The following is a 22,568-nucleotide window of genomic DNA, read 5'->3' on the forward strand; positions in this document are numbered from 1 at the left end:
CCGCTCGCGGCGCCCACCCATCCGAAGAGGAGACATGACCGCTGACCTTCCCGGCGGACCCGCCACGATCGACATCGCGGAGCTGCGTGAGCAGCTCACCGCGGGCTCGGGTCCCCGCATCATCGACGTCCGCACCCCGGCCGAATTCGAGACCGCCCACATCCCCGGCGCCTACAACGTCCCGCTCGACCTGCTCCGGGAACACCGCGCCGAGCTGCGCCGGCACCTTGACGAGCAGGTCGTGCTGGTCTGCCGCTCCGGCGCCCGCGCCACCCGGGCCGGGCAGACCCTCGCCGACGCCGGCCTGCCCCACGTCAGGGTCCTCACCGGCGGCATCCTCGCCTGGCAGGCCGCCGCCGAGCCGGTCAATTCCGGCCGCCCGCGCTGGGACCTCGAACGCCAGGTCCGCCTGGTGGCCGGCACGATCGTGCTGGCCAGCATCCTGGCGTCGATCGCCGTGCCCGCGCTCAAGTGGGTCGCGGCCCTGCTCGGGGCCGGGCTGGCGGTCGCCGCGCTCACCGACACCTGCGCGATGGGCATGCTGCTCGGCAAGCTTCCGTACAACCGCGGCAGCCGCTGCGACCTGGACACCATCGTCGGGCAGCTGCGCGACGCCGAGTCGACCCGGCACCGGCCATGATCATGCTGGCGCTCACCGTCGTCCTGGCGGCGGTCATCGGCCTGAGTCTCGGTCTGCTGGGCGGCGGCGGCTCGATCCTCGCCGTACCCCTGCTCGTCTACGTGGCCGGGCTGCCCGCCAAGGAGGCCATCGCCACCTCGCTGCTCGTCGTCGGCGTCACCAGCGCCGTCGCCGTCGTCCCGCACGCCCGGTCGCACCGGGTGCGCTGGCGTACCGGCCTGATCTTCGGCGCCGCGGGCATGACGGGCGCCTACGCCGGCGGACGGGTCGCCACGTACATCCCGGCGGTGGTCCTGCTGACCGCCTTCGCGGTCATGATGGTCGCCACCGCCACCGCGATGATCCGCGGCCGTCGCCCCCGCCCCGACCGGGTCGTGCCGCACGAGCTGCCGGTCGGGACGGTCATCGCCGAGGGTGTCGCCGTCGGGCTGTTCACCGGCCTCGTCGGCGCCGGCGGCGGGTTCCTGGTCGTGCCCGCGCTGGCCCTGCTGGGCGGCCTGTCGATGCCGATCGCGGTCGGCACCTCCCTGGTCGTCATCGCCATGAAGTCCTTCGCCGGATTCGCCGGTTACCTGTCGAGCGTGCCGATCAACTGGGCGCTCGCCGCGGCCGTCACCACGGCCGCCGTCCTCGGCAGCCTCGCCGGCAGCAGGCTGGCCGGGCGCATCCGGGCGGACCTGCTCCGCCGGGCCTTCGGCTGGTTCGTGCTGGCCATGGGCGTGTTCGTGCTGGCCCAGCAACTCCCCCAGCCGGTCCGCACGAGTCCCTGGCTCTGGAGCGCCCTCGCCGTGCTCGCGGCCGGGACCGCGACGACAGCAGTCCTGTGGCGGCGGCATCGGGCTCCCCACGGCGAGGCGCCCCTTCCCGCGCCGGCCCAGCACCACGGTGTGCTCCCGCCGGCCGGATCGATCAGATGAACAGCAGCTGGGCGCCGTCGGTCTTCTCGATGAAGTCAGCGGCGTTGATGATGTCCTCGACGCCGTCGTACAGGTCGTCCTTGGTCACGTGCATCATGTCCGCGGACATCCGGCACGCCCACAGGTGACCGCCGGAGGCGACGATCTGCTCCAGGAATTCCGGCACCTCGGGCACCCCGACGTCGGCGATCTGCTTCCTCATCTGGTGGGTGGCCAGCGCGGTCATCCCGGGCAGGCCGCCGACGCCCTGCGGCAGGTGGGTGGCGGTGTTGCCCAGCGGGGTGAACTTGAGGTTCGCCATCCGCGACTTCGTGATCATGTCGAAGCCCCAGAAGGTGAAGAACAGGTGGGTCTCGACGCCCTCGCCGAGGGCCGCGTTGGCCAGCACGAGACCGGGGTAGGCCATGTCGAGGGTGCCCTTGGAGCAGATGATGGCGAGCTTGCGGCCGGTGGTCTCGTCGTCGCCGAAGTTCGGGACGATCGCCGGTGCGGCTTGGGTGGTCATGGCAGTGCTCCCGTTCAGACGCAGCCGTGGGGCTTGGGCAGGCCGGCGATGTAGGCCATCTTCTTGGCCGGCTTCTTGGGGAAGAGGGTGAACAGCTCCTTGGTGCCGACACCGCTGAGGGTGGAGACCCGGCGCAGCGTGGCCGTCTCGCCCTGGGTGGCGTAGTCGTCGCGCAGGAAGGCGACCACCTTGCGGTGCGCGTCGGTGAGGTCGATGCCGATCTGCGCGGCGAGCTGCTCGGCCAGCTCGGGGGTCCATTCGTCGTAGCTGGTCAGGAAGCCCTCGGCGTCGACGTGGATGTCGCGGCCGGCGATGCTGGTGACGGGCATGGTGTTCACTCCTCGGCGTGCGGTAGGTGCTTGCCGGCCATCGACATGTGCGCCGGCAACGGGATCGGCCGCCCGGGCAGCAGGACGTTCCAGTACATCCACCGGAACGCGAGCTTGCCCCAGTGGTTGACGGCCGCCTCGTCGAGCAGCCGGAACGGGCCCAGGGCCGGCACCGGGTAGCGGCCGGGCAGCGGCTCGGTGTCGTAGTTGAAGTCGATCAGCAGGGCCCTGCCGCCCCCGGACTCGACGAAGCAGTTGGCGTGCCCGTCGAACCGCCCGGTCATCGGCCGCCCGGCCGCGTACGCGACGAAGTTGTCGGTGAACACCTCGACCGCGAAGTGCGCCACCGATCCGGCCTTGGAGGTCGGGATGTCGTTGGCGTCGCCGAGGGCGAAGATGTTGTCGTACGCCCGGGACAGCAGGGTGCTCCGGTCGACGGGCACCAGGTTCAGCTCGTCGCCCAGCCCGGAGCGGGCCACGTAGTCGGCCCCCATGTTCAGCGGCACGGTGACCAGCAGGTCGAACGGGATCTCCCGCTCGTCGTACGACACCAGCGTGGTGCCGTCGACGCGTTCGACCAGGAAGTCCGGCTCGACGGTGATCTTGCGCTCGTCCAGCATCGAGCCGAGCCGGGCGGCGGCGACCGGCTTGGTGAACGCGCCCGGCAGCGGGGTGGCGTACACCAGCTCGACCCGGTCCCGCATGCCGCGCCGGCGGAAGTGGGCGTCGGCCAGGAAGGCGAACTCCAGCGGCGCGACGGGACACTTGATCGGCATGTCGGTGATGTGCACGACCAGCCGGCCACCGTCGAACGCGTCGAGCGCCCGGGCCAGGGCCAGCGCGCCGTCGTAGGTGTAGAAGTCGAAGATGCTCCGGCGCCACTGCCCGCCGTCGAGCATGCCCGGGGTCTGGTCCGGCCGCGGGGTCACGCCCGTGGCGATCACCAGGTAGTCGTACGGCAGGGACCGGCCGTCGGCCAGCAGCACCCGGTTCTCGGCCGCGGCCACCCGGTCGACCTCGCCCCGCACCAGGTCCACGCCGTCGGCGACCAGCGGCCGGAGCGGCCTGACGACCTGATCCGGGCTGTACGTGCCGAACGGCAGGAACAGGTAGCCCGGCTGGTAGTAGTGCGTGTCGCCGGGCTCCACCACGGTGATCTGCCAGTCGGCGCGGGCCAGGCGGTGGCGCAGCTTGTTGACCACCATCGTGCCCGCCGTACCGGCGCCCAGGACGAGTAGCCGTCGCATCGCGCCCACCTCCCGTTCCTTGATACCCCCCACGGTATTCAGAAGGCCGGTGGCGGCGTAGGGGCCGAGGTCCCGTCCGGGACGGGACCGTCGGACCGCAGCCCCGTCCCGCCGCGTCGGGACGTCCGCCTCTGGATGCCGGCCACCGGCGGCGCCACGATCGAGACGTGAACAGCTGCTGCGCTGAGCGGACGCGGCCATGACCGTCGCCCATCGCCTGCCGCCCTCCGTGGGGGGCCGGTGGCTCGCCCTGTCCGCGGTCACGGCGGCGTGGGCCGCCGCGTACTGGGTGAACGGGTGGCTGTGGGATCTCCTGCTCTACGACGCGCTCGGCCTGGCCCGGACGGCCCGATCGACCGAGACGATCCACTTCTTCCTGTACGACAGCATCAAGATCGTGCTGATGCTGGTGGGGATCATCTTCGTGGTCACCGTCCTGCGCTCGTACCTGAGCATCGAGCGGACCCGGGCGATGCTCGGCGGCCGGCGCGAGGGCGCGGGCAACGTCCTGGCCGCCGGTCTCGGCGTGGTCACGCCCTTCTGTTCCTGCAGCGCGGTCCCCGCGTTCATCGGCTTCGTCGCGGCCGGGGTCCCGATCGGGGTGACCCTCAGCTTCCTGATCGCGAGCCCGCTGGTCAACGAGCTCGCCGTCGGCATGCTCTTCGCCCTGTTCGGCTGGCGGATCGCGGCGGTCTACGTGCTCGCCGGCCTCGCCGTGGCGATCGCCGGCGGCTGGATCCTGGGCCGCCTCGGCGCGCAGCGGTGGGTCGAGCCGTTCGTGTTCGAGACCAGGCTCGGCGGGCAGGTCGTGGACTCCGCCGAGGGGCTCGGCTTCGACGAGCGCGTCCAGATGGGTGTCGAGGAGGTCGGATCGATCCTGCGGAAGATCTGGCCCTACCTGCTGGCCGGCATCGGCGTCGGCGCGGCCATTCACGGATGGGCGCCCGAGTCCTTCTTCGCCGACCACGCCGGCAGGGGCAACGCGTTCGGCGTGCTCGTCGCGGTCGTCGTCGGCATCCCGCTGTACTCCAACGCCGCGGGCGTCATGCCCCTGGTGCTGGCCCTGCACGACAAGGGCCTGCCGATGGGCACCCTGCTCGCCTTCATGATGAGCGTCGTCGCGCTGAGCCTGCCCGAGCTGATCCTGCTGCGCCGCGTGCTCCGACCGCAGCTGCTCGCGGCGTTCGTCGGCGTCGTCGGCGCCGGCATCGTCGCGGTCGGCTACCTGTTCAACGCCGTCCTCGGCTGACCACGTCGACCCGGAAGGACAACCGATGATCATCAAGGTGCTCGGCCCCGGCTGCGCCAACTGCCTCACCCTCGAACGCCGGGCCCGCGAGGCGGTCGACGCGCTCGGGCTCGACGCCACCATCGAGAAGGTCGAGGACTTTCCCACCATCGTCGGCTACGGGGTGCTGGCGACACCCGCGCTCGTGGTCGACGAGAAGGTCGTCGTGTCCGGGCGGGTGCCGACCACGGCCGGGCTCCGCGACCTGCTCAGCGGCCGCGCCGCCTGACCCGTCCGGCTCGTTTCAGCGCCACCTCAGCTCCGTTCCCGTCCCGCCTGCCATCGTCCGGCGACGGACGGCGGCCGCATCGGCGCGGCCGCCCCGCTACGGAGGAGGAGCGACATGGTACGCATTCTGGGGCCGGCGCCGGTGGCGCCGGCCGGGCCCGCCGCGATCACCGTCACCGTGATCACCGTCAGCAGTGATCCGATCGGCACGTCGGCCACCTTCGGGCTGACCGTCACCGGCTGAGGGGAGGACCGATGCGCATCCGACTCATACCGGCCGCCGTCGCCGCCCTTCTCCTGGCGGCGGTCGTCGCGCCCGCTCCGGCCGTGGGGGCCACGGCGGCGAGCTGGCCGCAGTTCGGGCACGACGCCCGGCTCAGCGGGGCCAACCCGGACGAGAGGATCATCACCCGGGACACGGTCGGCGGGCTCACCCTGGACTACGTCGCGGCCGGGCCGGCGAACCCGGTGTTCGGCGGCATCTCCGGGTCCTCGCCGGCCGTCGCCGGCGGGGTCGCGTACGTCGGCACCGACCAGGGCCTGCTGATCGCCTGGCCGGCCACCGGCTGCGGCGCCGACCAGTGCGACCCGCTGTGGACCGCCCCGCTCAGCAACGGCGCGTTCACCACCCCGGCGGTGGCCGGCGGGCTGGTCTTCGTCTCGTCGGCGGGCAACGCCGAGAACGGGCTCGGCACGCTCGCCGCGTTCCCGGCCGCCGGCTGCGGCCGACCGTCCTGCCGGCCGGTCTGGACGGCGGCGGTGCCCAACACCGACTCGTCGCCGACGGTCGCCGGCGGCGTGCTCTACATCGTCGCCAACGACGGCCGGCTGCTGGCCTTCACCGCGTCCGGTTGCGGCCGGCCCACCTGCGCGCCGCTGTGGACCGGCAACCTGAAGACTTCCGGCCAGGGTGCGCCCGCGGTGGCCAACGGCCTGGTGTACGCGACCTCGGCGGAGCGGCTGGTGGCGTTCGCGGCCGGCGGCTGCGGCCGGCGCACGTGTCCCCCGGTCTGGGCCAGCCGGCCGGTCGACGGGGCGGACACCGGCTCCGGACTGATCCAGGACGTGGGACCGACGGTGAACGGCGACACGGTGTACTTCGCCAGCGTCGACTTCCAGAGCGCGCGGACCAGCACGATCTACGCCATGTCGTCCTCGGGCTGCGCGGCCGGACAGAGCCTCGACTGCGCGCCGCTCTGGGTCACCCACCCGGCCGACTTCGACGCGATCCAGGCGAACCTCACCGTCGCCGACGGCTTCCTGTACGGCAGCACGGCAGGACTGCTGTACGCGTTCGACGCGGGCGGCTGCGGCCGGGCGGTCTGCGGGTTCCGCTGGCTGGGCAACCTCGGCACGAGCACCGGCACCGGGGCGTCCCCGTCGGTCGCCGGCGGCGTCACGTACTACACGCAGAACGACGGCCGGATCGGCGGCTTCGACGCGCGGGGCTGCGGCGACCTCGTCTGTGGACCCGTCTTCTCGACGGTCACCCAGCCGTTCGAGGCGTTCATGACCACGCCGGCGATCGTCAACGGCCGGCTGTACGTGGCCGGGCCGGCGGTCGGCGGCCGGCCCACCATGTGGGTCTACCACCTGCCGGCCGGGGGCACGCACCCGCGCCGGTGAGGGTCACCCGCGGCGGGCGGTGACGCGACAGCGGCCGGCGCCGGCGCCGTCCACCCGCGCCACCGCGATGTCCAGGAAATGCGGATCGTCCCAGCCGTCGGCGAGCGTCCACGCGTGGATCACCAACGAGCGCTCGCCGGGCCCGGCCGCGCGCAGCCGTTCCCAGTTGCGCGAGGTCACCACGAGCACCCCCGCCCTCGCGCAGGACGCCGGCCATCGCCCGCAACGCGGCGCGCCGGGCCGCCTTCCCGGCGGCATGCGGGAGGGAGTTGCCGACGCAGAAGACCGCGTCGAACGACTCCGGCCAGCCCCGGGCGGGGAGATCCGCCCACTCGCACGCCACCGCGGCCAGCTCGGCGTGGTGCCGCCCGGCCAGGGACCGGGTGCGCTCCACCATGGCCACGCTGGCGTCGGCGGCGACCACCTCGAAGCCGCGGCGCGCCAGGCCCACCGCGAGCAGGCCGGTGCCCGCCGCGCAGTCCAGGACCCGGGCGCCGCCGCCGAGCGCGTCCACGACGTCGGCGAACGCCGCCACCGACCCCTCCGGCGTCAGCAGCTGGTCGGGGACGAGCCAGTCGTGGACGTCGGCCAGCGCGTCGTACGAACCCGCCACGACAGCACCACCTTCACCGGAGGGCCGGCCGGGCACATCGGCAGTGTCCCCGGCAATTGGGACGCAGGCGTACGACGGCGACCCGGGCCGGTCCGCCACGACCGGCCCGGGCCCGTACAGCGCCCCGGGGGGTTATCCGTCGACGCGGAAGGCGATTCCCGACGACTGCCCGGTCGTGCCGTCGGACTGGGCGCCGACCACCCACTCCGTGTCGGCGTCTGCGGCCGTCACCGCGGTGAGCAGGGGCGTGCCCACACCGCCGGTGACCGGCAGCGGCGTCACCGACCAGGTCGTCCCGTTCCAGTGGGCCACGGCGGGCAGGCTCGCGGCGTCGAAGCCGGCGACCCACACGTCGGTGGCCGACCGGGCGGTCACGCCGCGCAGCCCCGCCAGCGGCGGCCCGGCGACCGGGTTCCAGGCCGTGCCGTTCCAGCGGATCACGAACGCGCCGCCGGCGCTCGACCCGACGGCCCACGCGTCCGACGCGGAGACGGCCGCGACGTCGTAGAGGAACGTGCTGCCGTTGCTGGGACTGGCCACCTGGGTCCAGTCGGCGCCGTCCCAGTGCAGGACCGTCGACTGCCGGACCCGGTTGCCGTACGGCAGATTCAGCGAGTACCCGACGGCCCAGACGTTCCCGCTCGCCACGCCGTCCACCGCGGTCAGGAAGTTCGTCCTGGTGCCCGGGCTGGGCGCCGGCGCCGGGCTCCAGGCCGTGCCGTTGTAATGCATAGTCAGCGTCTTGCGGAAGGTGGAGTTGGTCGAGGCGCTCTGCCCCACCGCCCACGCGTCGCTCGCCGAGAACGCCTTCACCGCGGCGAACTCGGTGTCCGTGCCGGCCGCACCGGGCACGGACTGCCGGCTCCACGCCGACCCGTTCCAGCGCAGCGCGACGGCGGCCTTCGCGCCGCCACTCGCGGCGGTCGAGTTGCCCACCGCGAACGCGTTGCCCGGCGACGTCGCGTCGACCCCGGTCAGGTCGGCCCAGCCGTTCGCGCCGCCGGCCAGCAGGTCCGGGCTCGGGACCAGGCTCCACCGCGTACCGTTGAACCGCTGGACCACCCCGTTGCCGTTGCCGCCGACCGCCCAGCCGTCGGCCGACGACACCGCGTCCACGCTGAACAGGCCACCGAAGAAGCCGGTCGACTGCACCGGCACCTGGGTCGCCGTCGCCGCCAAGGCGGGACCGGCGGCGGCCAGCACCAGGCCGGTGACGACCGCCGAGGCGGCGACACTACGCACTGCTCCCATGTTCCGTCCTTTCAGTTCCCGCTGCCCCGGACGGACAGCGTGTGGTCGGTGAAGGCGCCGGCGTCGCTCGAGAAGTCGCTGCGCGTCCCGGCGGCGAACACCGTGGGGCCGGCGGTCGCCGCGACGCCGGCGAGCATGCCGCCGATCGGCTGCGGCGGTACGTTCTCGGCGGTGAACGTGGTCCCGTTCCAGCGCAGCGCGAGCGGTTGCGGCCCGCCGCCGGAGCTGGTGTAGCCCACCGCCCACACCTGGTTCGCGGCGGTGCCGGCGACGCCGTACAGCACGTTGTTGCCGGTCCCGGTGGCCACGGAGATCGGCACCTCGCTCCAGGCCGCGCCGTCGAAGTGGTACGCCGCCGGCTCGTGGTAGCCGTTGCGGGAACCGACGGCCCAGACGTCGTCAGGGCTCAGGGCGGTCACCGAGTGCAGGAAAGTGCCGCTGCCCGACTGCGGCGGCAGCTCGGCCCGGGTCCACCGGGCGCCGTCGTAGTGCAGCGCCAGCGGATGCCCGAGGACGCCGCTGTCGCCGCTGTCGGTGTACGAGCCGACCGCCCACACGTCGTCAGGAGCCGCACCGGCGACGGCCTCAAGGCTGTTGCCGGACGTGCCGGGGTCGGGCGCGGTCACCTGGGTCCAGGCGGTGCCGTTCCAGTGCAGGAGCAGCGCCTCGCCGTGGAACGACGCGTCGTGATACCAGCCGACCGACCAGGCGTCGGACGGGCCGAACGCCTTCACGCCGTACAGCTGGCGGAGGTTCGTACCGGGTTGCGGTGTCGGGACGACGGACCACCGGCTGCCGTTCCACCGCATCGCCAGGGTGTTGCGCGGCTGGCCGTTGACGCCGGGGGCGCCGTTGGCGTAGCCGACCGCCCAGGCGTTCGTGGCCGAGGTGGCGTCGATGTCGCGCAGTTCGTTGTAGTAGGGCGTGGCGTTCGGGCTGGTCACGGTCGACCAGGAGATGCCGTTCCAGCGCTCGATCAGCGTGCGGGGGGCGGCCAGGTTCGGGTCGTACCAGCTGCCGGCCGCCCAGGCGGAGGTGGCCGACAGCGCGGCGCTGCCGTACAGCTCGTTGGCGATGACGCCGCGGTTCGGGGTGCTCAGGACGGCCCAGGAGGTGGCCGCCGCGGCCGGGGTGGCGGCGGCCGCCGCGAGCGCGACTCCCGCGCCCACGGCGACGCCGGCCCGGCATCTTCTTCGGTCCATGGCCGCACCGTCGCACCGTCGGCGGAAACCGCCCTGACGCGGTACGGAAAGGCCGGCCCGGCGGTCAGCCCCGGTGGATCACGCGCGGGGTGACCGCCGGCGGATCCGACCAGCCGGCCGCCCACAGCTCGCCGGTCGCCGGGTCGCCGGCGGCGGCGAAGATCGGCGTGGCCGAGCCGAGTTCGCCCTGGTTCCCGGCCGCCGACGGGAGCTGCGGCAGGCCGGTGTCCTCCGCGGTGAGCTGCTTGCCGTCCCAGTGCTCGACGTGGTCGCTCTTCGTGTTGTTCGGCAGCGCCTGGTAGCCCAGCGTCCAGACGTGGTCCGGCGCGAACGCCACCAGGGCGGTCACCCCGGTGCCGCCGGCCGCCGGCACCCGCTGCCAGCCGGACGGGGCGAGCCGCCACACCGCCGCCGCGCAGGCCGGGCCGCAGGTCCGGCCGGCCGCCCAGACGTCGCCGGGCCCGGCCACGGCCACCGCGTCCAAGCTGGTGCCGGCCGGGGTGGACAGCGCGACGCGGGACCAGGCGACGCCGTCGAAATGCAGGATCAGCCCGTGGCGGGCGAGTCCGGCGTCGGTCTCGGTGCCGACGGCCCAGACGTCGTCGGGGGCGGCCGCCGCGACCGCGACCAGCCCGCCGGTGCTCGACGCCGGCTTCGGGACGGGTGAGCCGGTCCACTTGCCGTCCCGCCAGCGCAGGATCAGCGGCTGGGTCAGCGTGCCGGTCGAGGTCTCGCCCACCGCCCAGCCGTCGCCGGCGGTCCGCATGGCGACGGCCTCGAGGTCGTTGGCCGACCCCGCGGGCAGCGCCGGGCCCGGCACCGTCCGCCAGGCGGACCCGTCGTAGTGCAGCAGGCTGGGCGTCGCCGGCGTGGTCGGCCCGGCACTGGTCAGGGTGCTGCCGACGGCCCAGACGTCGCCGGCGTCGACGGCATCCAGCCCGCTCAGGTACGTGTCCGGGGGCAGCGCCGGCAGAGCGGCGGCCTTCCACCCGGCGCCGTCCCAGTGCACGGCCAGCGGATGCACCCCGCTGCGGTCCCACCAGGCGCCGGCCGTCCACACGTCACGCGCGGAGACGGCGGTGATGGTGTGCAGCTGGCTGTTGGCGGCGACGGCAGGCAGCGGCACCGCGGGGAGCAGCGTCCACTTGGGCGCCGCCGCCCCCGTCGCGGCGACGAGGGTGAGGGCGGCGACGGCGGGCGCCGCCCGGCGCCCGAGATTGCTGATCGGCATGATTCGGCCTCCATCCGGATTCAGGCGGGACGGGAATGCCCCGTGGCCGGGGCGAACCCGTTCAGGTAGGAGCCGGCGGCGCGCTGCCAGGCCGGCGGATCACCCCAGCGGCCGGCCGCGGCCTCCGGCGCGACGAGCCGCAGCCCGAGGTGGCGGGCGAGCGGGTACGGCCGGGAGAGGTCGAGGAATCGGGCCGTCGCCGCGTCCGCGTCCGCGCGCCGGCCCTCCCGCCCGGCGAGCAACGCCTCGGCGAGCGGCACGAACTGGCGGTTCCACCGCGCCTGGGCCTGCGCCGAGGAGGCGACCCGCGCGCACTCCGCGGCGCCGGCCCGGCCGGCGAGCACGGAGAGGAACAGGCGCGGCCCGTGCAGATAGGAGACGTACGCGGCCGGCCGGCGCCCCTCCTGCTCGGCGGCGAGGTCGGCCTCGGCCAGGGCCCGGTCGAGGTCGCCGTGCCGCAGGTGGCAGAAGACCACGCCGAAGCCGTGCACCGCGCTGGCCAGGTCGTCCTGCTCGCCGCCCCGGGCCCGGAACGCCTCGAGCAGCTCCGCCACCGCCGGCCGCTCCCCCCGGTGCGCCGCCGCCATGATCCGTACGCCGAGGGCTTCCAGCCGGATGTGGTCCAGCCGCAGCCGGGCCGCGTCCCGCTCACAGCGGGCGGCGCTGTCCGCGGCGGCCGCGGTCTCGCCCCGGCACAGCCGCACGACGGACAGCTCCAGCTCGATGTCGAGAGCCGTGACCACCGTCCCGGCCCGCCGGGCCACCGACAGGGCCTCCACCAGCCGGCGCGGGTCGCCGTCGCGGATGCCCTCGTCCGTGCCGAGCTGGTAGAGGAAGTTGATCCGCCAGCCGATCAGGTGGTGCGCCGTCGCGATGGTCAGCCCGCGCTCGTAGAGGACGTCCGCCTCGGCGAGGTCGTGCAGGCGGGCGCAGCGGCCCAGGGTGTCCAGCGCGCTGCACGACGTCTCGGGCCGGCCGGTCGCGACGGCGGCCCGCAGCGCCCGGCCGGCCAGCTCGCGGGCCCGGCTCAGCCGGTCCGGCGTGGCCGCGTCGCCCAGCGCCACCTGCGCCTCGATCGCGTCCAGCCGGGCCGCCACGGCCGGCTCCGGCTCGGGGCCGGCGTGCAACCGGGCCTCCCCGAGCTCGTAGCGGGCCTCGGTCCAGTCGCCGGCCGCGGTCGCGACGTCGGCCAGGCGCAGGTGCAGCGACGCCCGCCGGTCCGGCAGGACGCCGCCGGCCAGGCGGGCGCCCAGGGCGTAGGCGTCCTTGACCCGCCCGGCCGCGGCGTAGGCGCCGACCAGCGCCTCGCCGAGATCGGACGCCAGTTCGCCACCGAGATCGCGGTCGACCATCGACAGGGCGCGTTCCAGCAGCACGATCGCGGTCGCGACGGCGCCCTGACCGGAGGCCTCGCGGCCGGCCGCGGCCAGGCGGGTGGCGGCCCGTGCCGGCTCGCTGGCGGTGCTCCACAGCTCGGCCAGGAGCTGGTCGCTGCCGTGGAACCGGCCGACGGGGGCCGCGGCGAGGAACTGCGCCGCCCGCCGGGCCAGGTCGGCGCGGTCGGCGGGCAGCATGGCCGCGCGCAGCGCCTCGGCGGTCATGGCGTGCCGGAACGCGTACCACTGGGGGTCGTCCTGGGCGGACACGAGCTGATGGGCGACCGCTTCGTTCAGGCCCTCGTGCAGCACCGCGCCGGAGACGCCGGCCGCCGCGCCGGCCGCCGCGCCCGGGAACTGCCGGCCGAAGAGGGCGCCGGCGCGCAACACGGCCCGGGCGTCCGGGCCGAGCCGGTCGACCCGGGCGGCCAGGGTCTCGCCCAGGCTGGGCGGCACCGCCCGGTCCACCGGCCCGGTGAGCTCCCAGCGGCCGGCGGCCCAGCGCAGCGTCCCGTCGTCGGCGCATCCGGCGAGCAGCTCCTCGACGTGCAGCGGGAGGCCGTCGGCGCTGCTCAGCAGCCGATCGGCGACCGGACCGGGCACCCGGGCGGCGGCCACGCCGAGGCAGCCGGCGGCCAGCTCGCGCACCTCCCGGCCGGACAGGCGCGACAGGGCGATCAGCCGGCCGGCCCGCCGTTGCTGCGCCGCCCGGGCGACGGCGAGGGCCGCCCCCGGGTAGCGGCGGCACGTGCCCACCAGCAGCAGGCGCTCCGCGGGCGCGTTGTCCGCCAGATAGTCCACGACGGCGAGGGTGTCGGCGTCGGCGTCGTGCAGGTCCTCCAGCACCAGCACCCCGCCGTCGCCGCCGCTCAGCGCCGTGACCAGGCGCAGCACCGCCTCGGCGAGGACCACCGGCGACTCGTCCGGCACGGCCGGGCCGGGCTCGCGCAGCTGCGGCACCAGCCGGGCCAGGGCATGCCGGTACGGCAGCAGCCCGTCGTCGGTGGGCATTCCGAAGTGCCGCAGCGCCGACTGCAGCGCCTCGGTGAGCGGACGGAACTGCACCTGGGGCAGCGCCGCCCGGCCCCGGAACACGCGCATGCCCCGCTGCTCGGCGTGGCGGGCCAGCTCCGCGGTCAGCCGGGTCTTGCCGATGCCCGGCTCGCCGACGATGAACGCGGCGCCGCCCGCCCCGCCCGCGGCGGCGTCCACCAGCGACCGCAGCGCCGCCAGCTCGCGCTCGCGGCCCACCAGCGGCGAGCCGCCCAGCCGGGGCAGCCGTGCGGCCTGTGGCGGCCGCGGCCGCTCGGGGACCGCCAGACCGGGGTCGTGGCGCAGCATCGCCAGCTCGAGGTCGCGCAGCTCCGGCCCGACGTCGATGCCGAGCTCGTCGCCGAGCGTGCGGCGGAGCCGGCCGTACGCCTCCAGCGCGTCCGCCTGCCGCCCGGACCGGTACAACGCCAGGATCAGCTGCCCGTGCACGTGCTCGTCCAGCGGGTGGTCCCGGACCAGCTGCTCCAGCTCCGGCAGCAGGTCGGCGTGCTGCCCCAGCGCCAGCCGGCCGTCCACCGTGGCCCGGACGGCCTGCGCCCGCAGCTCGTCGAGGCGCCGGGCCTCCTCGCGCAGCCAGGGCAGGTCGTTCACCTCGATCAGCGGCGCGCCCCGGAACAGCCGCGACGCCTCCCGCATCCAGTGCAGCCGGCCGGCCGGGTCGGGCGACTGCTGCGCCCGCCGCATCAGGGCCTCCGCGCGTTCCGTGTCCACCGATCCGGGCGGCAGGTCCATCAGGTATCCCGGCGGCCGCGACACGATGACCTCGCGGCTGTCCATCATCTGCCGCAGGTAGGAGACGTGGCGTTGCAGGGTGTTCCCCCGGCCGGGCGGGGCCGCGTCACCCCAGACGGTGTCGATCAACCGGCCGGCGCTGACGATCCGGCCCCGCTCCAGCGCGAGCGCGGCCAGCAGCGCCTTGCGCCGCAGTCCGGGCACGGGCCGGGCCTCGCCGCCGACCACGAGGTCGATCGAGCCGAGCAACCGCACCTGCACACCCTCGCGTTCGCCGGGCATCGGGCGAGGTTAGCCGTGCCGGGGCGGTTCGCGTCCGACAGAGTCGGGCATGCGACGAGGTTCGTCGAGTGGGACGGCCCGGCGGGCTGGACCGCACCGTCAGGGCGGCCCCGGGGCGACCCCGCCCGGTCAGGGGCGCGGCGCCAGGTCGACCACCACCTCCGCGTTGGCCGGCAGGGTCACCTCGCGGCCGTCGACCAGGATCGTCTCCCGCAGGCCCTCGGGCCCGGACAGCACGAACGTCGCCGCGGTAGGGCTCGTCGACACCGACACGGTGTGGCCGTGCCACCGGAGCCGGAAGGCGAGGGCGTCCCAGCCGGGCGGCAGCCACGGCTTGAAGGTCATCCGGCCGTTGCGCACCCGGAAGCCGCCGAAGCCGTTGACCACCATCTGCCAGGTTCCCCCGGCGGAGGCGATGTGGATGCCCTCCTCGGTGTTGCCCTGGTTGTCCACCAGGTCGACCGTGGCCGACCGGCGGAAGTACTGGACGGCCCGGCCCGGGTCGCCGACCTCGATGCTCATGATGGAGTAGGTCGCCGGGCTCAGCGACGACTTGTGCAGGGTCAGCGGCTCGTAGTACTCGTAGTTGGCCCGCTTGGCCGCGTCGGAGAACTCGTCGGGCAGCAGGTAGGTCAGCATCACCACGTCCGCCTGCTTGATCAGTTTGGTGCCGCCCAGGTTGTAGTGGTGATGGCCGGGCGGGTACCGCGGCATGTCGTTGTCGTCGTGCTCCACCGGCAGGGTGTCCAGGCCGAAGTACCCGTCGAACTGCTCGATCACCCCGTCGGCGGTCACGCCGGGCAGGTGGATCCGTTCGGCCCTGGTGAGCCAGTCGTCCACCTCCGCGCGGGTCAGCCCGATGCGCTCCGCGAGGGACGCCAGCTCGCCGGGATGGCTGATCGCCAGTTCCGCGTACGCCTGGGCGGCCCGGCGCAGGTGCCAGCGCACCAGGTGGTTGGTGTACGCGCTGTTGTCGACGTGCTCGTGGAACTCGTCCGGGCCGACCACCCGGCTCAGCACGTAGCGGCCCTCCGGGGTCGCCTCCAGCCGGTCGGCCCAGAAGCGGCTGGTCTCGAAGAGGATCTCCGCGCCGTAGTCGGTCATCAGGGCGTGGTCGCCGGTGGCGGCCAGGTAGGCGATCAGGCCGTAGGCGACGGCCGAGGTGATGTGGATCTCCTCCTCGCCCATCCAGATCCGGTGCGCGCCGTCCACCGTCCACTGCGGGGTGGTCTCGACGCCGGTGTCCGCCGACTCCCAGGCGTACCGGGCGCCGCGGAAGCCGGTGGCCCGGGCGTTGCGCCGCGCGCCGTCGAGGGTGTGGAACCGGTACAGCAGCAGCGCCCGGGCCGTCTCCGGCCGGGTGTAGATGTAGAACGGCAGCATGAACACCTCGGTGTCCCAGAACGCGTGTCCCCGGTAGCGTTCGCCGGTGAGGGCGTTGGCCCCGATGTTGACCCGCGGGTCCGACTCGTTCGCCGCGATCAGCAGCTCGTAGGTGTTGAACCGGACGGCCCGGCTCGCCTCGGCGTCCCCGTCGATCGTGATGTCGCAGTCCGCCCAGCGGGCCGCCCACGCCGCCCGGTTGCGGTCGCGGCAGGCCGCGAAGCCGGCGGCGAGGTGGCCCCGGAGCTCGTCCTGACAGCGTCGGCGCACGTCCGCCGCCGGGACGTCGCGCGAGGTGTAGATGGTGGCGAGCTTCTCCACGGTGAGCGTCTCGCCGGCGGCGACCCGGACCCGCGACACCTGCTCGACGGCCCGATGCCGCTGCGCGACCGTCGTCTCCGCCGGTGGGGAGACCGTCGTGGCGGTGGCGTAGCCGATGGTGATCAGGGTGTCGATGGTCCGCGTCTCCAGGTAGACGCCGCCCGGTAGCTCCGCCCGGGCCACCTCGTCGAGGTGCTTGGACTTGGCCCACTTGTGCCACTTCATCTGCGGATCGGCCGGCGGCGGCTCGGCGTAGAACGGCCGCCGGTCCAGGTTGTGGTGGGTGCCGTCGATGCCACTGTGGACGGTGATCCAGGCGGAGTGGTTCTCGGGCGTGATGCGGGCCCGCAGGCAGCACAGGTGCTGATCGGCGCCGCTGGCGAAGCGGATCGTCTCGACCCGGGTCCGCCGGCCCGCGGCGTCCGCGAAGACCGTCTCCCGGGCCAGGACGCCCGCGCGCAGGTCCAGGACCCGGCGGTGGCGGACGACCGACGCGGACGTGACGTCGAGCCGGACGCCGTCGACCACCACGACCAGGGCGGTCCAGTCCGGGGCCTTCACCAGGTCGATGACCGCGGAGTCGTGGTGGTCGAAGACGCCCCGCAGGAAGGTCCCGGGCAGCGCGCCCTCGTGGCCCTCCTCCAGGGCGCCCCGGGTGCCGAGATAGCCGTTGCCGACGGTGAAGATCGTCTCGTACGTGTTCGCCCGCGCCGGGTCGAAGCCGTCCTCGACGACCTGCCACCGGGGGTCCGCACCGTCGCCGTCGACATCCATGGCCGGCACCTCCTACGGCCGGGGACCGTACGCCGCGAGGATCTGCCGGTGCGTCTCCTCGCGGGACAGGTACACGTCGAGCTGCGCGCCGGTGCAGCGTTGCGCACCCATCGCGTTGCCGTACTGGCAGGCCACCACGTAGTCGTGGAACTCGAGGTAGCCGAAGCCCAGCCCGGCGGCGAACGAGTCGCCGGCGCCCGTCGCGTCGACGACGTGGCCGACCTCGATGCGGTCGACGACCTCCGAGGCGATCCCCCCGCCGTCGTCGGCGAAGAAGACCACGCAGCCGCGCTCGTCCAGGGTCACGCAGACGGCGCCGACGCCCCGGTCGAGGCAGTGCCGGGCCAGGTCCCGCAGCTCGTCCTGCTCGAGCCGGGGCGGGTCGGCGGTCATCTCGGCCGACTCGCCCAGCCACGTGGAGCTGGCCTCCTCCAGGTTCATCTTGAGGATGTCGATGTACGGCAGCCACACGTCGCGGTCGGCCCACACCCTCGGGTGGCGTTCGCCGCTGCGGGTCAGCGTGCTGGTCGGGCCGTGCGCGTCCAGGACGACGACGGCGTCGCTGTGCTCCTTGATGTGGCGCAGCGTGGGCTGGCCCACCTCGTAGTCGGTGATCGGGACACAGACGAACGCGTCGGCGTCGAGGACCGGCTCGACGTCGCCCGGCAGGATCGGGTTCATGAAGCTGGTCTGCCGCTCGACGCGGATGTTCTGCTCGATGTAGCGCAGCTCGACGACGTCGCCCTGGTCGTGCGCGGAGGTGATCCCGGACGGGTCGATGTTCCGGTAGGCGCCGAGGATCTCCTTGATCGGGCCCTCGTCGCGGCGCCGGACATGGGACACGGGCACGATCGTGTCGCCGGGACCGAGCAGCGCCGAGAGCGCCACCGCCGTGTACAGCGCGCACCCGTACTTCTCGAACCGCTCGCCGGCGTGCGTGACGATCTGGTCGCGCGGTATCGGTCCCAGCACGGCGACCTTGCGCCCCCCGCCGGCACGCCCCTCAGGCGCCCGGGTCATCGTTGCCCCCCGCGTCCCCGGTGCCGCCCTCCACGGTGTGCACGACGAGCACGTCGCACGGCGCCCGCTGGGTCACGTCCGACGGCACCGAGCCGAGCAGCCGGCCGGACAGAGTGTTGATGCCGCGGTTGCCCACGACGATGAGGTCGGCCGACTCCTGCCGGGCCACCGTCAGCAGGGCCTGGCCGGGGTCGCCCTTGACCATCGTCGCCACCACGTCGGCGGCGCCGGCGGCGGCCGCCCGTTCCCGGGCCGAGGCGAGCGCCTCCTTGGCCGCGTCGGTGCCGGCCACCTGGTACATGCTGATCGGGCCGACCACCGCGGCGAGGTAGCTCTGCTCCTTCGCCGTCAACGGGTGGTAGGCGCACACCACGACGAGCCGCACCGACAGCGCCGCGGCGATCTCGGCGGCCTGATCGACCGCGGTGAGCGCGGACTCCGAACCGTCGGTTCCGACGATGATCGTGCGGTACCTCATGTCCCCTCCAACCAACGACCGTGCGAGGTCCGGCGCGTCGCGACGTCAGTGTCCGGTCGGGCGGCGCCGGGGTGGCGGGGGCGGCTCGGGGCCGGGCTCGCCGGGGTGTTCGGGTATGGCCTCGAGGCCCTGGTGACGGAGCTGCTCGGGCAGGTCCTCCTCGGTCACCTCGTGGCCGTGCAGCAGCTCCGGCGGCCGGAGCAGCAGCCAGACGATGAACAAGGCGCCGAGGGCGAGCATGATCGGCCCGATGATCAGCGCGAGGTTCAGCCCGGCGGACTTGCGGATGTCGGCGTCGCCGGCGGTCAGGCCGACGATCGTGACGATCACCCCGAAGATCAGGAAGAGCGCGCCGGTGAAGGACCGGATGTCGAACAGCTTGGCCAGCAAGTCGGTGCCCTGCTCGCCGGGCCTCTCCTCCGGTGACGTCATGGCGGAACCTCCTCTGCTCCGGCGGGTCAGAACGCGTAGACGGCGACGTACAGCCCGGCGTTGAGGACGAGGACGCCCAGGCCGAGCACCACGGGAGACCGGTACCACGGACGGACCGCGACGTCCGAGGCGTCGCGGATCTCCATCCCGTACACCAGGCCGTGCAGCTCGGCGTCGGTCTTGCGCGGCTCCCGCAAAGAGGCCAGCACCATCGCGAGGGCCCCGGCGGCGAACGCCGCGATCGAGCCCCACATCGTCTCCTGCAGGTCGCTGCGGAACGCCAGCACGTCGAACTTGTAGAGCGCGTAGACGGTGATCGCCGTGACCGTGCCGACCAGGATGCCCCAGAAGCCGGCGCTCCGGGTCGCCCGCCGCCAGAACATGCCGATGATGAACGCGCAGAACAGCGGGACGTTGAAGAAGGAGAACAGCGTCTGCAGGTAATTGGAGATGTTGCTGAAGCCGGAGGCGATGAGCGCGGTCGCGACGGCGACGGCCACCCCGCCGACGGTCGCCCAGCGGCCCACCCTCAGGTAGTACTGATCGCTGCGGCCGGGCCGGATGTAGTCCTGCCACAGGTCGTAGGTGAACACCGCGTTGAAACTCGACACGTTCGCGGCCATGCCGGCCATGAACGCGGCCAGCAGGCCGGTCACGGCGACGCCGAGCACACCCGGCGGCAGATACTTGTCCATCAGCGCCGGAATCGCGTCGTTGTATTCGAGGCCGCTGCCCGCGGTGCCGATGCCGGGCAGCAGCACCAGGGCCGCCATCCCCGGCAGAATGGTGATCAGCGGCACGAACGCCTTGGGATAGGCCCCGATGATCGGCGTCAGCCGGGCGGAATTGCCGTCCTTGGCGGCCATCGCGCGCTGCACCTCGGCGAAGTTGGTCGTCCAGTAGCCGAAGGACAGGCAGAAGGCCAGCCCGAGGATGATCCCGATCCAGTCACCGACCGGATTGGACCCCCCGATGCCGGTGCCGGTCCAGGGCTCCACGAAGGAGGCGCCGCGGTCGGCGCTGAGCCGGTCGAAGAGCTGACCCAGGCCGCCGGTCTCCTTGATCGCGATGATGGTCAGCGGCACCATGCCGATCAGCACGACGAAGAACTGCATCACCTCGTTGTAGATGGCGCTGGTCAGCCCGCCGAGCAGGATGTAGGACAGCACGAAGACGGCGGCCAGGACGATGGCCAGGATGAGCGGGATGCCGAGCAGCGCCTCCAGGACGATGGACAGCGCGTAGAGGTTCACCCCGGCGATGAGCATGCTGCCGACGACGAAGGTGATCGCGTTGATCAGGTGGGCCTTCGGGTCGAACCGCAGCCGCAGGTACTCCGGGACGCTGCGGACCTTGGAGCCGTAGTAGAAAGGCATCATGACGATGCCCAGGAAGACCATGGCCGGGATCGCGCCGATCCAGAAGTAGTGCACCATCGCCGCGCCGTACTGGGCGCCGCTGGCCGACTGGCCGAGCAGCTCCACCGCGCCGATGTTGGCCGAGATGAATCCGATTCCGGTGACCCAGGCGGGCAATGACCGGCCGGACAGGAAGAAGTCCAGCGACGACTTGACCGCACGCTTGAGGGCGAAGCCGATGCCCAGCACGAACGAGAAGTAGATAATCATCAGCACCAGGTCGACCGGGCTGAGATCCAGACTCAGGGCACTGCCGCTTTCCGCCGCGAGAAACATGCTTGGCCCCTTTCCCAGCAAATGTGGGAGAGAATGTCCATGCCGGTCGACTCATCAAGGCGCTTCGATTGTTACGGCCCAGTGAACAACGGGCCGGCCGAGGCCGTCAAGAGCCGGTCCGGGGCGCCGCGACGAGATCGCCCGGGGGGAAATCACGAATGGCGAGCGCGGCCTGGACGAGCGTCGCGTGCGTCAGGGTCTGCGGGTAGTTGCCGAGGTGGGCGCCCGTCGCGGGGTCCATCTCCTCGGCGTACAGGCCGGGCGGGCCGGCCCGCCCGAGCAGGTCGCGGAAGAGCGCCACCGCCTCCGGTCGCCGGCCGGTGCGGGCCAGGGCCTGGACGAGCCAGAACGAGCAGGGCAGGAACGCTCCCTCGGTGCCGGGCAGGCCGTCCTGCCCCGGCGGGTAGCGGTACAGCAGCGGGCCGCCCGCCGACAGCTCGGTGCGGATCGCGTCGACGGTGCCGCGTACCCGGGGCGACCGGTCGTCGTCGATGCCCAGCAGCGGCAGCACCAGCAGCGCGGCGTCCAGGTCGGCGGAGCCGTAGCTGCGCACATAGGTCGACCGCGGGGCGTCGAAGCCCCGCGTCCGGACCTCGGCGGCGAGGGCGTCGCGGGCGTGTTCCCACCGCCGGCGCCGGCGCGCCGAGAGCGGGTGGGCTTCGGCGATGCGCAGCGCGCGGTCCAGGGTGAGCCAGCCCATGAGCTTGGAGTGGACATGGTGGCGGGGGTCGCCGCGGATCTCCCAGATGCCGGCGTCCGGTTCGGGCCAGCGGCGGGCGACCAGGTCGGCGAAGCCGCGCACCGCCCGCCACGTCTCCGAGTAGAGGCGCTGACCGGCCCGCTCGAGCAGCCAGGCGGCGTCGACCACCCAGCCGTAGCCGTCGAGCTGGTGCTGATCGGCCGCGCCGTTGCCGACCCGCACCGGCACGCTGCCGGCGTAGCCGGGCCACCCGGGCAGACGCCGTTCGCGGGGCGCGGGGCGCCCGTACAGGGTGAGCAGGACCGGCAGGCGCGGGCGCTGCAGCCGGCTGGCGTGCAGCAGCCAGGCGAGAAACCCGCGGGCCTCGTCGAGCCGGCCGACCCCGAGGAACGCGCCGACGCCGATGCTGGCGTCGCGGGGCCAGACGTAGCGGTAGTCCCAGTTCCGCACGCCGCCGGGATCCTCGGGCAAGGACGTGGTGGGCGCGGCGACCGGGGCCCGCGTCGGCGAGTGGGTCAGCAGCCGCAGGGTCAGCAGGCTCCGGACGACCGCCTCGCGGAACGGCAGCGACGGGTCGATGCCGGCGCACCAGACGCGCCAGCGGCTCTCGTCCGCGACGAGGAGATCCCAGGCCGCCGCCGGGTCGACCCGGACGAGCGGCTCGCGGTGGGCCACGGCCAGCACCAGGGTCAGCGGCCGGCCCGGCGCGACGGTGACCCGGGCCGGGCGGCCGGGACGCAGGGCGAGCGCCGGGTCGCCGGCCAGGGACACCGCGAGCGACCCCCACTCGCACACCACGCCCGCGCCGTCCTGGCGGACCCGCGGACGGCGGTGCCCGGCCCCGAGGCGCGGGTCGAACTCGACGACGGCCTGGGCCGGTCCCGCCTCGGCCGACAGGCGGCGCACCAGCACGGTCGCCGGCAGCAGGCGCCCGCCGAGCTCGGCCACCATCCCCTCGGTGAGGGTGAGCCGCCCGGCCCCGGTCGCCCAGGTCGTCTCCAGCGTGGCGGTGTGCCGGCGGTAGCGTCGCGCGACCAGCGTGGCCGGTCCGGCGGGGCCGGCGCGGAAGGTACCGGCCGCCGGGCCGCCGATCAGCCGGCCGAACAGGGGCTCGCCGTCGAAGCCGGGCACGCAGCACCAGTCGATCGCGCCGCCGGCGTCGACGAGGGCCGCGGTCCGGGTGTCGCCGAGCAGCCCGTACTCCTCGATCGGCGCAGCCGCCATCGGTTCCACCCTTCGTTTCCGC

At 73.9% G+C, this 22,568-nt stretch carries 20 protein-coding genes and 1 pseudogene; 6 read left to right on the forward strand and 15 right to left on the reverse strand.

Annotated elements, in window-relative coordinates:
* Positions 1 to 34 precede the first annotated feature (34 nt).
* Entirely contained in the window at positions 35 to 640 is a 606-nt protein-coding gene (locus tag Ani05nite_RS40285) for a rhodanese-like domain-containing protein (protein WP_203777417.1), read from the forward strand.
* Positions 637 to 1,557: a sulfite exporter TauE/SafE family protein gene (locus tag Ani05nite_RS40290; RefSeq protein WP_203777419.1), complete on the forward strand. Its 921-nt coding sequence runs from the start codon at positions 637 to 639 to the stop codon at positions 1,555 to 1,557. Before Ani05nite_RS40285 ends, Ani05nite_RS40290 begins: the two co-directional genes overlap by 4 nt.
* Here Ani05nite_RS40290 and Ani05nite_RS40295 read toward each other — a convergent pair.
* From Ani05nite_RS40295 to sqr, 3 genes are read right to left on the reverse strand one after another with little or no spacing between them, the layout of a single operon-like run.
* Positions 1,550 to 2,062: a DsrE/DsrF/DrsH-like family protein gene (locus Ani05nite_RS40295; RefSeq protein WP_203777421.1), complete on the reverse strand. Its 513-nt coding sequence runs from the start codon at positions 2,060 to 2,062 to the stop codon at positions 1,550 to 1,552. The two genes, Ani05nite_RS40290 and Ani05nite_RS40295, sit on opposite strands and share 8 nt — an antisense overlap.
* Before the next feature lie 14 nt (positions 2,063 to 2,076).
* On the reverse strand, positions 2,077 to 2,391 hold the full coding sequence (locus Ani05nite_RS40300; protein ID WP_203777423.1) for a TusE/DsrC/DsvC family sulfur relay protein: 315 nt from the start codon (positions 2,389 to 2,391) through the stop codon (positions 2,077 to 2,079).
* A 5-nt stretch (positions 2,392 to 2,396) separates the two neighbouring features.
* Positions 2,397 to 3,638, reverse strand: a complete 1,242-nt coding sequence (gene sqr, locus Ani05nite_RS40305) for a type III sulfide quinone reductase, selenoprotein subtype (protein ID WP_203777425.1) — start codon at positions 3,636 to 3,638, stop codon at positions 2,397 to 2,399.
* 199 nt (positions 3,639 to 3,837) lie between these two features.
* Here sqr and Ani05nite_RS40310 point away from each other — a divergent pair, with 199 nt between their 5' ends.
* The 4 genes from Ani05nite_RS40310 (at position 3,838) to Ani05nite_RS40320 (ending at position 6,780) form a co-directional block, all read left to right on the forward strand.
* Positions 3,838 to 4,887, forward strand: coding sequence for a permease (locus Ani05nite_RS40310; RefSeq protein ID WP_203777427.1), 1,050 nt, complete (start codon positions 3,838 to 3,840; stop codon positions 4,885 to 4,887).
* A 25-nt stretch (positions 4,888 to 4,912) separates the two neighbouring features.
* A complete protein-coding gene (locus Ani05nite_RS40315; RefSeq protein WP_203777429.1) occupies positions 4,913 to 5,155 on the forward strand; it encodes a thioredoxin family protein in 243 nt (80 codons plus the stop codon).
* A gap of 114 nt (positions 5,156 to 5,269) precedes the next feature.
* On the forward strand, positions 5,270 to 5,398 hold the full coding sequence (locus tag Ani05nite_RS42070) for a hypothetical protein (protein ID WP_275410725.1): 129 nt from the start codon (positions 5,270 to 5,272) through the stop codon (positions 5,396 to 5,398).
* An 11-nt stretch (positions 5,399 to 5,409) separates the two neighbouring features.
* A complete protein-coding gene (locus Ani05nite_RS40320; RefSeq protein ID WP_203777431.1) occupies positions 5,410 to 6,780 on the forward strand; it encodes an outer membrane protein assembly factor BamB family protein in 1,371 nt (456 codons plus the stop codon).
* A 3-nt stretch (positions 6,781 to 6,783) separates the two neighbouring features.
* On the opposite strand, the gene Ani05nite_RS41720 is transcribed toward Ani05nite_RS40320, so the two are convergent.
* The 12 genes and pseudogenes from Ani05nite_RS41720 to Ani05nite_RS40375 form a co-directional block, all read right to left on the reverse strand.
* Positions 6,784 to 6,960, reverse strand: coding sequence for a hypothetical protein (locus tag Ani05nite_RS41720; protein ID WP_239131105.1), 177 nt, complete (start codon positions 6,958 to 6,960; stop codon positions 6,784 to 6,786).
* 22 nt (positions 6,961 to 6,982) lie between these two features.
* Positions 6,983 to 7,492, reverse strand: a pseudogene (locus tag Ani05nite_RS42175) (class I SAM-dependent methyltransferase); the annotation flags it as partial.
* Between the two features lie 33 nt (positions 7,493 to 7,525).
* On the reverse strand, positions 7,526 to 8,644 hold the full coding sequence (locus Ani05nite_RS40330; protein ID WP_203777435.1) for a hypothetical protein: 1,119 nt from the start codon (positions 8,642 to 8,644) through the stop codon (positions 7,526 to 7,528).
* Between the two features lie 11 nt (positions 8,645 to 8,655).
* The gene (locus tag Ani05nite_RS40335; protein ID WP_203777437.1) at positions 8,656 to 9,846 is read right to left on the reverse strand and encodes a hypothetical protein; all 1,191 of its coding nucleotides are present in this window, start codon (positions 9,844 to 9,846) and stop codon (positions 8,656 to 8,658) included.
* Between the two features lie 64 nt (positions 9,847 to 9,910).
* Positions 9,911 to 11,077, reverse strand: a complete 1,167-nt coding sequence (locus Ani05nite_RS40340; protein ID WP_203777439.1) for a hypothetical protein — start codon at positions 11,075 to 11,077, stop codon at positions 9,911 to 9,913.
* A gap of 20 nt (positions 11,078 to 11,097) precedes the next feature.
* Entirely contained in the window at positions 11,098 to 14,520 is a 3,423-nt protein-coding gene (locus Ani05nite_RS40345) for an ATP-binding protein (RefSeq protein WP_203777441.1), read from the reverse strand.
* Positions 14,521 to 14,649: 129 nt separating this feature from the next.
* A complete protein-coding gene (locus Ani05nite_RS40350; protein WP_203777443.1) occupies positions 14,650 to 16,998 on the reverse strand; it encodes a glycoside hydrolase family 65 protein in 2,349 nt (782 codons plus the stop codon).
* Between the two features lie 12 nt (positions 16,999 to 17,010).
* The gene (locus Ani05nite_RS40355) at positions 17,011 to 18,018 is read right to left on the reverse strand and encodes a carbohydrate kinase family protein (RefSeq protein ID WP_203777445.1); all 1,008 of its coding nucleotides are present in this window, start codon (positions 18,016 to 18,018) and stop codon (positions 17,011 to 17,013) included.
* On the reverse strand, positions 18,002 to 18,496 hold the full coding sequence (locus Ani05nite_RS40360; protein WP_203777447.1) for a universal stress protein: 495 nt from the start codon (positions 18,494 to 18,496) through the stop codon (positions 18,002 to 18,004). The genes Ani05nite_RS40355 and Ani05nite_RS40360 overlap by 17 nt, the downstream gene beginning before the upstream one ends.
* Positions 18,497 to 18,541: 45 nt before the next feature.
* Positions 18,542 to 18,928, reverse strand: a complete 387-nt coding sequence (locus tag Ani05nite_RS40365; RefSeq protein ID WP_203777449.1) for a hypothetical protein — start codon at positions 18,926 to 18,928, stop codon at positions 18,542 to 18,544.
* Between the two features lie 26 nt (positions 18,929 to 18,954).
* Complete coding sequence (locus Ani05nite_RS40370; protein ID WP_203777451.1) at positions 18,955 to 20,622, reverse strand: sodium:solute symporter family protein; 1,668 nt, start codon at positions 20,620 to 20,622, stop codon at positions 18,955 to 18,957.
* 106 nt (positions 20,623 to 20,728) lie between these two features.
* Complete coding sequence (locus Ani05nite_RS40375; protein WP_275410726.1) at positions 20,729 to 22,555, reverse strand: glycoside hydrolase family 15 protein; 1,827 nt, start codon at positions 22,553 to 22,555, stop codon at positions 20,729 to 20,731.
* Between the last annotated feature and the right edge of the window lie 13 nt (positions 22,556 to 22,568).

This window comes from Actinoplanes nipponensis (genome assembly GCF_016862275.1).
In the GTDB taxonomy this organism is placed as follows: Bacteria; Actinomycetota; Actinomycetes; order Mycobacteriales; family Micromonosporaceae; genus Actinoplanes; species Actinoplanes nipponensis.